At 40.0% G+C, this 10,595-nt stretch carries 13 protein-coding genes and 1 riboswitch; of the genes, 12 read left to right on the top strand and 1 reads right to left on the bottom strand.

The annotated features are described in order from the left end of the window. Window positions 1-1,019: IS1634 family transposase (locus tag F3D3_RS07255; RefSeq protein WP_139132043.1), on the top strand; the 1,019-nt coding region annotated here is incomplete at its 5' end. A gap of 449 nt (window positions 1,020-1,468) precedes the next feature. After that, the gene (locus tag F3D3_RS07250) at window positions 1,469-1,861 is read left to right on the top strand and encodes a cupin (RefSeq protein ID WP_069872535.1); all 393 of its coding nucleotides are present in this window, start codon (window positions 1,469-1,471) and stop codon (window positions 1,859-1,861) included. Here the strand turns inward: F3D3_RS07250 and F3D3_RS07245 are convergent. After that, window positions 1,842-2,615, bottom strand: a complete 774-nt coding sequence (locus tag F3D3_RS07245; RefSeq protein ID WP_069872533.1) for a helix-turn-helix domain-containing protein — start codon at window positions 2,613-2,615, stop codon at window positions 1,842-1,844. The two genes, F3D3_RS07250 and F3D3_RS07245, sit on opposite strands and share 20 nt — an antisense overlap. A 234-nt stretch (window positions 2,616-2,849) precedes the next feature. Next, window positions 2,850-3,035, top strand: a riboswitch (cobalamin riboswitch). 132 nt (window positions 3,036-3,167) lie between these two features. Between F3D3_RS07245 and F3D3_RS07240 the strand changes: the two genes are divergently transcribed. Genes F3D3_RS07240 through F3D3_RS07195 form a run of 10 tightly spaced genes read left to right on the top strand, consistent with a single transcriptional unit; the run spans window position 3,168 to window position 10,580 of the window. Further along, window positions 3,168-3,530, top strand: coding sequence for a sirohydrochlorin chelatase (locus F3D3_RS07240; protein ID WP_069872531.1), 363 nt, complete (start codon window positions 3,168-3,170; stop codon window positions 3,528-3,530). Then, window positions 3,527-4,189: a precorrin-8X methylmutase gene (locus F3D3_RS07235; protein WP_069872530.1), complete on the top strand. Its 663-nt coding sequence runs from the start codon at window positions 3,527-3,529 to the stop codon at window positions 4,187-4,189. Before F3D3_RS07240 ends, F3D3_RS07235 begins: the two co-directional genes overlap by 4 nt. Window positions 4,190-4,192: 3 nt before the next feature. After that, on the top strand, window positions 4,193-5,350 hold the full coding sequence (cbiD, locus tag F3D3_RS07230) for a cobalt-precorrin-5B (C(1))-methyltransferase CbiD (RefSeq protein ID WP_069872528.1): 1,158 nt from the start codon (window positions 4,193-4,195) through the stop codon (window positions 5,348-5,350). Beyond that, window positions 5,343-5,957, top strand: coding sequence for a precorrin-6y C5,15-methyltransferase (decarboxylating) subunit CbiE (gene cbiE, locus F3D3_RS07225; RefSeq protein ID WP_069872526.1), 615 nt, complete (start codon window positions 5,343-5,345; stop codon window positions 5,955-5,957). The genes cbiD and cbiE overlap by 8 nt, the downstream gene beginning before the upstream one ends. Then, window positions 5,947-6,525, top strand: a complete 579-nt coding sequence (cbiT, locus tag F3D3_RS07220) for a precorrin-6Y C5,15-methyltransferase (decarboxylating) subunit CbiT (protein WP_069872524.1) — start codon at window positions 5,947-5,949, stop codon at window positions 6,523-6,525. Before cbiE ends, cbiT begins: the two co-directional genes overlap by 11 nt. Beyond that, window positions 6,518-7,219, top strand: a complete 702-nt coding sequence (gene cobI, locus F3D3_RS07215) for a precorrin-2 C(20)-methyltransferase (RefSeq protein WP_069872522.1) — start codon at window positions 6,518-6,520, stop codon at window positions 7,217-7,219. Before cbiT ends, cobI begins: the two co-directional genes overlap by 8 nt. Then, a complete protein-coding gene (locus tag F3D3_RS07210) occupies window positions 7,216-7,965 on the top strand; it encodes a cobalt-precorrin-4 methyltransferase (RefSeq protein ID WP_069872521.1) in 750 nt (249 codons plus the stop codon). The genes cobI and F3D3_RS07210 overlap by 4 nt, the downstream gene beginning before the upstream one ends. Then, window positions 7,949-9,091 carry a cobalamin biosynthesis protein gene (locus tag F3D3_RS07205; protein ID WP_069872519.1) on the top strand — a complete coding sequence of 381 codons (1,143 nt, stop codon included), beginning with the start codon at window positions 7,949-7,951 and terminating at the stop codon, window positions 9,089-9,091. Before F3D3_RS07210 ends, F3D3_RS07205 begins: the two co-directional genes overlap by 17 nt. Further along, on the top strand, window positions 9,088-9,804 hold the full coding sequence (gene cobJ / locus F3D3_RS07200) for a precorrin-3B C(17)-methyltransferase (protein ID WP_069872517.1): 717 nt from the start codon (window positions 9,088-9,090) through the stop codon (window positions 9,802-9,804). Before F3D3_RS07205 ends, cobJ begins: the two co-directional genes overlap by 4 nt. After that, window positions 9,801-10,580 (top strand): precorrin-6A/cobalt-precorrin-6A reductase, encoded by a 780-nt coding sequence (locus F3D3_RS07195; RefSeq protein ID WP_069872515.1) that lies wholly within the window; start codon window positions 9,801-9,803, stop codon window positions 10,578-10,580. The genes cobJ and F3D3_RS07195 overlap by 4 nt, the downstream gene beginning before the upstream one ends. Window positions 10,581-10,595: the final 15 nt, after the last annotated feature.

Below are 10,595 nucleotides of genomic sequence, written 5' to 3'. Positions count from 1 at the left end.
TTTTCATGGACACCAACGGCATCCCCATTACCTACGATCTTTATTCAGGCAATACCAATGACTGTCTCACCTACAGACCCACTTTTTCTAGAATGAAAAAAGAGTTTGATTTAGGAAAAGTCATCGTGGTTGCTGACAAAGGGATGTCCACAGGTGACAACATTCAGTACACACTTTCAGCAAACGATGGCTTTGTTTTTAGTTACTCCGCTAGAGGCGCCAACAAAGCTTTAAAAGACTATATTTTAGATGAAGAGGGCTATGTTTTTAAAGGGGATGACTATAAGTGGAAGGAACGCATTTACCCGACTGAAATTTGGGTTACCATGACTTCTGGAAAAAAGCAAAAGAAAACCATCGATGCCAAGCAAGTGGTTTTCTATAGCGAAAAATATGCGAAGAAAGCTAGGATGGAACGCGCTAAAGCCATTGAAAAAGCTAAGAAGCTTATAAAAACACCTTCAAACTATAATCGCTCTACATCCTATGGGGCTGCTGGATATGTGAAGAACCTTAGTTTTGTAAAAGATACTGGCGAAATTGCTGATATAACTGCTTTAAGCCTTGATGAGGAGAAAATAAAAGCGCAAGAGGCTCTTGATGGCTACTACGTGCTCATCACAAGCGAATACAAGAAGAGTGCCAGTGAAGTGATTGAAATCTACAGAGGCCTTTGGAAGATAGAAGAATCCTTTAAGGTTACCAAAAGTGATCTTGAAACGAGACCTGTATATGTTTCAACACAAGACCACATCAAAGCACATTTCTTAACATGCTTCATAGCTTTGGTGCTTGCTAGGATTTTAGAGTTTAAAATGGATGGCAAACACACCATCACACGCATCATCGACAGTTTAAGCAAATGTACATGTACAAATGTAGATCAAAACTATTACTTGTTTGATTATTACGATGAAGTTTTAAAGGATATCGGAGACGTGACAAATGTTGATTTTTCAACGAAGATAAGAACACTTCAACAGATTAAAAAAAATATTTCAGAAACCAAAACGAGATAGATTTACGCTACAAAAAAACGCAAAAAAAGAAACCCTTGAATCCCACTGTTTGCAATGGGATCAAGGGTGTTTTTTTGTTGTTTTGCTGCAAAAGTCAAGATTCAATTAACGAAATTGTACCATATTCAGATGGGTGAATCAAGAGGCAAATTCATAGATCGCTCGCGAGTTTGCTGTTATTCCTATATCTATAAACTCATGTATATAACCCTTGAGGAGATGTCCCCCACTTCTTAAAGTGGGGGTTCGCCTGATCCAGTGGGAGGTTGGACTCCCACTGGATGCAATCCGATAGGATTGCAAGGATTACGAAGGGAGCGAAGCGGACTGAGTATACGCTTTGATAACCGCAATTTTTTACAATTAAAACAAGTACATTTCCATTAGAATCAAATTAACGTCTCAAATAAACAATTTCTCAACACATCTATTGATAGAAAGGACACACTATGGAAAACCAAAATCTATTTCAAACTTTTTCAAAAGGTCACCTTGTACTGCCCAATTCAAAAGTTGAATTTGATAAGCTCCAGTGGCATGCACACAAACAATTTCAAGGTGTAAGCTTAAAGCACATTATCACTTCTGAACAAACAGATGGTCTCTTTAGTTATCACCTTGTGAAAATTGAGCCCTTTATGAAAATCGGCATGCACGTCCATGAATCACAACTTGAAACACACGAGATCATCTCTGGCACAGGCATTTGCCTAAATCAAACCACCGAAATGTCGTATGCTCCTGGCGTTATCTCTATCTTTAACAAGGGCGAACAACATGAAGTCATAGCGGATGCTGATGGTCTTTATCTGTTTGCAAAATTTATGCCTGCTCTGGTTTAGAATCTAGCACTTCAAGTTCTATACAAGCATGCTTATAATCTGTCGGCGTGAGCTTCAATATTTTCTTAAAGTATTTTGTGAAATGGCTTTGATCAAAAAAGCCCATATTAGCTGCCACCTCAGAAATTGATTTTGTCTCTAATAATTGCTTTTGTGCCATTCGAATTTGCCTTTGAATCTTAAAATTGTGTGGTGTTAATCCAAATTCTGCGCTAAATTTTTTTACGAAATGAAATTTGCTCAAAAATGCGGATTCAGCTAAATTATCAAGACTCAAGGGTTTTGTTGCATGATCACAAATAAGCACCTTCACATGATCCAGTTCTCTCTTTTTATGGGTGGCTGGATTTGTGTTTTGCAACCTATATATTGCTTCAATATGATTTAGAATCCGCTCCATATTGACATTCATTAACAAGTCCATTAATTTTGGCCATTGTTTCATCTGATGAACGATCTTTTTAGCCTCTTCCACAGGATATGTATTAAAAAAAGTTTCTTCTATAGAAAAAGCAATTAGAGTAAAAGACTTTAAAGCCTTTATAGCATGTTTTTGGTCGGGCTCAATAACAAATGTATCTTGAGCTTCAAGCGTATAGGTCTTTGTTCCCTTCTCAAGCCGTATTTCTCCCTTCACCATAAACCCAATCACATAATGTAAGGTATGGTTATGACTTTTATAATGTTCATTCGATGCCTCAATACTAATAATCTCTATACCTGATGCCTTATTCATGTAAAATTTGATACTCATTAAACCTCAACTCTCTTCCATATACATATAAACTTACATCACCATAATAGTTTATCAATTCTATAACTATCCTATCAAACTAATTCAAAATAGGACACCTTTTTTTACTTTCATTCATGTTTTTTTACCCGATTAAGAGGTGGCATTTTCGCGCTATTTATGATATGATGTCGTTGGTTGCATTTGCGTTATTTTTTTATCAGAATAAATTTGCAAACTTCGACAACTATTTGACAACTAAATGTTATTATTGGTCCTTTAAATAGGATAAAAGGGAATAGAGGTTAAAAGCCTCAGCAGCCCCCGCTACTGTATGGGAGTACAACGTTTCAAAGCCACTGTGAATTATAAATTCATGGGAAGGTGAAACTGTAGAGTGATCCCCGAGCCAGGAGACCTACCAGTGATATTGAATGATCAAAGCTTCGGAGGGAAGTTTGCGCATTAGTGATGTTCCATTGGCTCGCCTCAGTAAAATGAGTCAAAAACAAGCATAGTCGCACACCTCTTCTGGTGTGCTTTTTTAATTTAAAAATAAGGGAGTATGAAAAGATGAAGAAAAATGCTGTTTTAATCATTGCTCACGGAAGCAAAGTAAAAGAAACCGATGATATTATGAAAAAATATCAACAGGCGTTAGTCGCTAAAATGCCTGATACTCAAATTGAATATTGTTATCTTCAATTGATGAATCCTTCTATTGAAGAGGTGGTTAAGTCTCTCTATGAATCAGGCGTCAGAAACATAAAAGCTTTCCCTTTTTTCATATTCAATGGCAATCATATAAAGGAAGACATTCCAGAAGTACTAGATGCCATTAGAGCTGAGTATCCAGAACTTCAAATCACTTTCCTTGAAAATATCGGCTACGATGAAAAAGTCCTTGAGCTCATTATTGAAAGAGTCAGCTTATGAAATTTGAATACAAAAAGGACCCTATGGGCATAGAGCGCGAAAGCTTCGAAATCATAGATGGTATCATTGCGAGCGCTTCTAAAATCTATCCTTCTGGTGATCCGCTCATTCAAAACATCTATAGGCGTGTCATTCACACCAGTGCGGATTTTGACTATTTAGACAATCTCAAAATTGAAGATGATTTTATAACTGCGTTTTCACAGGTGATTGCAAATGAAAACTCAGCACATGTAACGGTTTATACAGACACCAACATGGTGCTTTCAGGCATCAATAAAACAGCTTTTAATCAAACAGGCTGGCAACTCAAGTGCTTCGTTGCAAATGAGGAAGCTCAGACACTCGCCAAAGCACAAGGCATCACGCGTTCGATGGCCTCTATTCAGTTGGCGCTTAAAGAACCGGGCAAAAAAATATTTGTATTTGGAAATGCGCCCACAGCTATTTTCCAAGTTCTTGATCTTCAAGATGAATTCAAGGAAAGTCTAATCGGTATTATCGGTGTGCCGGTGGGTTTCGTAGGTGCTGAAGAATCTAAACTTGCACTTTACAATTCCACGATTCCTTGCATAACCGCCCTTGGCAGAAAAGGCGGCAGTAATGTAGCTGCATCCATTGTCAACGCACTGATCTACCATTTTAAAGAAAGAGCGTAGAAAATGAACACACCCTCTAAAATTGATTTTACAAAAACAACTGATCGCGTGTTGAGTTCAGAAGGTAAACGCCTAAAAATGGGTTATACCACCGGCGCATGTGCCACTGCTGCTGCAAAGGCGGCACTTTTAGTGATGCTCTCGCCAGATCAAAAAACGCGCTTACTCAATGAAGGTATTGAAATCTTAAACACGGAAGGCACATCACTCACCTTGCCTATTGCTGACATTGTCCTTCATGAAAAAGACTCTTGTTCCTGTACGATCATCAAAGACGCAGGCGATGATTACGATGTCACCAGCGGTTTAGAGATTATCGCAGATGTTAAACTTATCAAAACATTTAATTATATCAAAATAGAGGGCGGCGAAGGTGTTGGCAGAGTCACAAAACCAGGGCTTCAATGTCCTGTAGGCAGTGCTGCGATCAATCCAACACCACTTCAGATGCTCAAAGATAATTTAAATGCTATAAAACCAAATCATCTCGGCGTAGAAGTCCTCATTCGTGTGCCAGAAGGCCTTGAAATTTCTAAGAAAACCTTTAATGAACGTCTAGGGGTACAAGGCGGCATTTCCATCATCGGCACAACCGGTATCGTAAAGCCCATGAGTGAAGATGCTTTTATGGCTTCTATTCATGCAGAAATAAAGCAGAAATATACACTATGTCCCGACCTATTAGTCTTAGTCCCTGGGAAGCATGGTGAAAATTTTTGCTTTAATGCACTGAACAAACACAATTTGAATATAAACCGTGATCAAATCGTTCAAATGAGTAACTTTGTTGGATTTTCACTTCAATCGGCAGTCTCGCTTGGTTTTAAAAAAATTCTGCTCGTTGGACATGTGGGGAAACTCGTTAAAATCGCCGGTGGCATCTTTAACACACATTCCAAAGTGGCAGATGCGAAATCTGAAATCATCTGCTGTCAACTTGCACTTGACCGCGCACCACTTGAGCTAATCGAGGCTTGCTTTAACGCCAATACAACAGATGAAATTTCCGATCTCTTATATGAGACTGTTTATTTAAAAAGCTTCCAAACGTTGACCCAAAGAGCAAAATCTAAATGCGAAGTCTATATCCATGATGCAGCTCAAATAGACATTATCATGTATGATATGAAAAGCAGAGTGTTAGGAGATACACATGATTAAAATTATCGGCATAGGCCCTGGTGATTCAAAGTATTTAACGCAACAGTGCTTGGTTGCCCTCTCAAAAAGTCCCTGTGTTATCGGTACACAAAGGCAACTCGAAACCATAGCGCCTTTCAGTTACGGCACTCTGCTTGTTTATAACGGCAAACTTTCTCATCTGGAAGAATTGATGCATAATGCCCTTAAAGCACATGATCATGTAGCGCTTGTAGCATCTGGAGACCCTAGCTTTTATGGCATTAGCCAATGGGGATTCCGCACTTTTAAAGACGTGGCCATCGAAATCGTAAACGGTATTGGCAGTTATCAAATTCTTTTTTCAAAAACAGGTTATCCCATGCATGATATCTTCCTCACCAGTCTACATGGCAGGACACTTGATGCGCATGAACTGATCGCCTATAAACGACTTTGCCTTTTAACGGATAACACACACACGCCCTATGAAATCGCAAAATGCATCTTAGAACAAGGCAAAAATCCCATGATGATCATTGGGGAATCGCTCTCTTATGAAAATGAAATCATCACAACTTTACGCGCAAGTGATGTGGAAAATAGAGATTATGAAATGAATGTGGTGATCATAGATTATGAAAGATAATAACTTTGTAAGGGGCAAAAACCCCATGACTAAAATGGAAATTCGAAATACCATTATCAGTTATCTTGAATGTGAAGAAGCTTCTTATGTACTGGACATCGGTGCGGGTACAGGTTCTGTAAGCGTTCAAATCGCAAAGCAGTTTCCACATCTCACCGTGGATGCCATTGAAATGACTGAAAGTGGTATTAAGCTCATAGAAGAAAATGCACAGAATCATGCACTGACGACTGTGACTGCCATACTTGGAAAAGCACCCCTTGAACACCTGCCTTCTAAAAAATACGACAGAGTCTATATCGGCGGTTCTGGTTCAAACCTCACCGAGATCATGACATGGCTTGAAAAAAGCCACATGGAAGCGGGAACCATTGTGGTGTTTTCTGTGATCACACTGGAAAGCTTAAATGCGATTATGTCCTATTTAGAATCGCATGAACAATACTCTCAGCTGGAAGGTTCTATGATTCAAGCCAGTCGCCTTGAACCCCTTGGCAGATATCATTACTTTGCACCACTCAATCCATGCTATGTAATCAAATGCACTTATGGAGGTAAAAATGTCTAAATTTTATGGTATCGGTGTTGGCCCTGGAGATCCAGAGTTACTCACCTTAAAAGCCGTTAACCGCCTTAAAGCGCTGGATATTCTCGTAGTGCCTCAAGGCCGAAAAGGCGGCCAGAGTGAAGCGCATATCATCGCGTCTCCTCATCTGCCTTCAACCGTGGAAATCATCGCAAGACATTTCCCAATGACTGCCGATCAAAAAGAAATGGACGCTGCCATCGATCCAATAGCAGCAGAAATTAAAATGCTCGTGAATTCAGGGAAATCTGTAGGCTTCGTCACACTGGGTGATCCCATGCTCTACAGTACTTACATCTATTTGCTCAAAAGATTAAAAGATGACATTAAAATAGAAACCATTGGGGGACTATCTTCATACAGTGCCATGGCATCTGGCTTTAATCGACCACTTGTTGAAGGTGATACCCCCCTGCTCATATACCCTTGCACCGAAGATTTATCGGATCTTGAACATCAACTCATGACGCACCAATCTATAGTGCTTATGAAAGTCTATCGCAATTTCGATATCATCAAATCACTGCTTATGAAACACGATCTCATCAAAGATGCGGTCGCTGTCAGTGATTTTTCTAAACCCAATGAAAAAATATATGACAATCTTGAGACTGTCAACTTTGAAGATATTAGCTATTTTACGACAATACTCATTAATAAAGGATGGCAAAAATGAAAGTATATTTTGTGGGCGCAGGCCCAGGAGATCCAGAGCTCATCACTGTTAAAGGACAAAGAGCACTTGCCACAGCAGATATCGTGATCTATGCAGGATCACTTGTGAATCCCGCACTGCTTGACTATTGCACCCCTCAATGTGTGATTCACAACAGTGCCACTATGAACCTAGAAGAAATCATTGACGTTTGTGAAAAGGGCACCAAAGCAGGTAAAAAAGTCGTGAGATTACACACTGGCGATTTTTCAATCTACGGTTCATTGAGAGAACAAATTGAAAGACTTGCACCCCTTAATATCGAATATGAACTGATCCCAGGTGTAAGCAGTTTTTTAGGCGCAGCCTCTGCACTTGAAATCGAATACACCGTGCCAGAAATTTCACAAAGCGTTATCATCACGAGAATGGAAGGCCGCACACCCGTCCCTGAAAAGGAAGCGCTTAGAGCTTTAGCTTCTCATCAAACCTCTATGGCGATTTTCTTATCCACAGGCATGCTTGAAGAGGTCACCAAGGAACTCCACATCGGTGGCTATCCCATGACCACACCCGTTGCCGTGATCTACAAAGCCACATGGCCAGAACAACTTATTGTACGTGGTACACTACGAAACATCTCAGAGAAAGTTAGAGAAGCAGGCATCACAAAAACGGCCTTGATCATCGTCGGCGAATGTCTTGGAAATGCTTATAACGATTCAAAACTCTACGACAAGGATTTCAAACATGAATTTAGACCATAAACCTCATTTTGTCTTTTTTGCCTTAACTGAAAAGGGGCATCAAGTGACGACGGCTTTAGAAGTCAGTCTCAAGCTTCATTTTGAGGATTGTGACGATACTTTTCAGCCCACTTATAAAGTCTATTCGCCTATTGAGTTAAAAGCGCTAGGCGGATTAGGAAAAGCGGTCGATCAGACATTCGAAAACATAGCACTTGCCTCACATTCGGCCTATGAAATTCAAAATCAGACGATTTTGGTTTTTACTTGCGCTGTGGGCATTGCCGTGCGAATGCTCGCACCTCACATCAAGGATAAACTCAAAGACCCTGCATGTATTGTCCTCGATGATCATGCACGTTTTGCCATTAGTCTACTTTCAGGACATATTGGCAAAGCCAATGCTTATACAACTCTATTTTCTGAGTGTTTAAAGCGTTCTTATCAAACGACGCCCGTGATTACCACTGCAACGGATATAAGAGGTGTTCAGGGCTTTGAAGAAGTGATGTCTTTTTTCAAAATTAATCTGGAAAAGAATAGACATGCCATAAAAGTTTTAAATGCAGCATTGGCGGATAATCAGATGATTGGTCTCTTATTGGATCCCATGCTCCGAATTTCAAAACCTTATGAAAGTAATGCCGTCACTATCTATGAAGAATCCAGTGCATTCTTCGAACATATCGGCCCTAAAGTCATAATAACCCTTCGAAAACCAGAGCTGTGGATAAATCCGCTCTATGATGATGACTGCTCTATTTTCTATAGCCACTCTTTAGTCGTTGGTACAGGCTGCCGAAAAGAACTGCCTTTTGAAGATTATTTCAGGCAGCTTTTAGAAGCACTAAGCACCGATGGGTTTTCAATACAGGCCATTGGTGTGCTCAGTTCCATCGCTTTAAAGGCAAATGAAAATTGTTTATTAATACTTTCTGAGGCGCTTGAAGTGCCTTTTTTAACACATAGCACAGCGCAGTTAGCGCCTTTTACAAAGTTCTTTGAAGGTTCCGATTTTGTTGAGAAAACAACAGGCATACGTGCAATTGCAGGACCTTCAGCCTATATACTCTGTGAAGACGAACTCACTTTTAAACCATTTAAAAAAGAAAAATGTACTTTTTCCTTTGGGAGGATTGAATTATGATATATGTCATTGGCATTGGCCCAGGCGCAATTGAAAAAATGTCAGAAGAAGCCAAAATTGCAATTAACCATTCCGATATCATTGTGGGTTATAAAACTTACATTAAACTCATAGAATCATTATTGACCAAGCAAGAAGTCGTGAGCAACGGCATGCGTGGAGAAGTCGAACGCTGCAGGGAAGCTATAGAACTCTCCAGAACAGGTAAAACAGTCTCTGTGATCAGTAGTGGTGATGCTGGGGTTTATGGTATGGCAGGCCTCATTTATGAACTGGCAAACGCAGATGATGTCATCAAAGTCATTCCAGGCATCACCGCTTCAAGTGCAAGTGCCGCTTGCTTAGGTGCCCCCCTAATGCATGATTATTGCCACATCAGCTTAAGCGATTTATTGACCCCTTATGACCTCATCATGGACCGTGTAAAGCACGCCGCTCATGGCGATTTCGTCATCTGTTTTTACAATCCAAAGAGCCATGGCCGAAAAGATCATATAAAGGTAGCGCTCGACCATATTAAAGCCATTCAAGGTGAGCACATCTTAGTGGGTGTTGTGAAAGATGCAAGCCGTGAAGAAGAAGCTTCTTACATTTTCAAAATTGATGAAGTGGACTACGATCTCATAGACATGACTTCTATGGTCATCGTGGGGAACCAAGCCACTAAAGTCATCCACGGTAAAATGGTGACCCCAAGAGGTTATCACGTATGATTTTAGTACTCGGCGGCACACATGAGACCACTGAAGTTTGTACGCTCTTAAATCAGATGGGTTTAAAACATGTCTTGTCTGTCACCACCGATTTTGGCGCCAAACTCTATGGACATCTTTCAACCGAGTGTTTGATCACTCGGTTTGAACCAGATACTTTAGAAGCTTATATCACTCAAAATAGAATAGAGCTCATCATCGATGCCACGCATCCACATGCCAGTTTGGTTAAGGCCATGGCAAGTTCAGTAGCTCATAAAATGAACTTGCCTTATATCCTTTATCAAAGAGCCGTCGATATAGAAGTTGAGCTCCCTACTTTTGAAAGTATGACACAGGCGATCACTCACGTTAAAAATCACGCCAATGAAAAGACGCATATCCTCATTACAGGTATAAAACACATTCGAGAGTGGAAAGCAGCCTTTGATGTCAGTCAGCTCTACTTTAGAATTATGCCCTCACTGGAATCGTTAAAAATTTGTCTAGATGAACAAATACCTGCGGGTCATATTGTGGCTATAAAAGCACCTTGTTCCATCGCTTTAAATCAGACCCTATTTAAAGACTTTGAAATTGATTACTTCGTCTTTAAAAATTCTGGCGCTGGAAGTGCCTATAAGCAAAATATCGCTTCACTTGAAGGGGTTGATGTAACACCAATATGTATTCAACCGGTTGTCACTAATGACAATGACAGTTGTGGCGATTTAACCACACTTGAAACTAAACTCAAAACATTAAAATTTGTTATCCATAATGGGCTGAAACACTGATCTTTAGGAGGTTAC

Origin of the sequence: Fusibacter sp. 3D3 (genome assembly GCF_001748365.1) — a bacterium.
In the GTDB taxonomy this organism is placed as follows: domain Bacteria; phylum Bacillota; class Clostridia; order Peptostreptococcales; family Acidaminobacteraceae; genus Fusibacter_A.
This window is presented reverse-complemented; position numbering and strand designations above follow the sequence as displayed.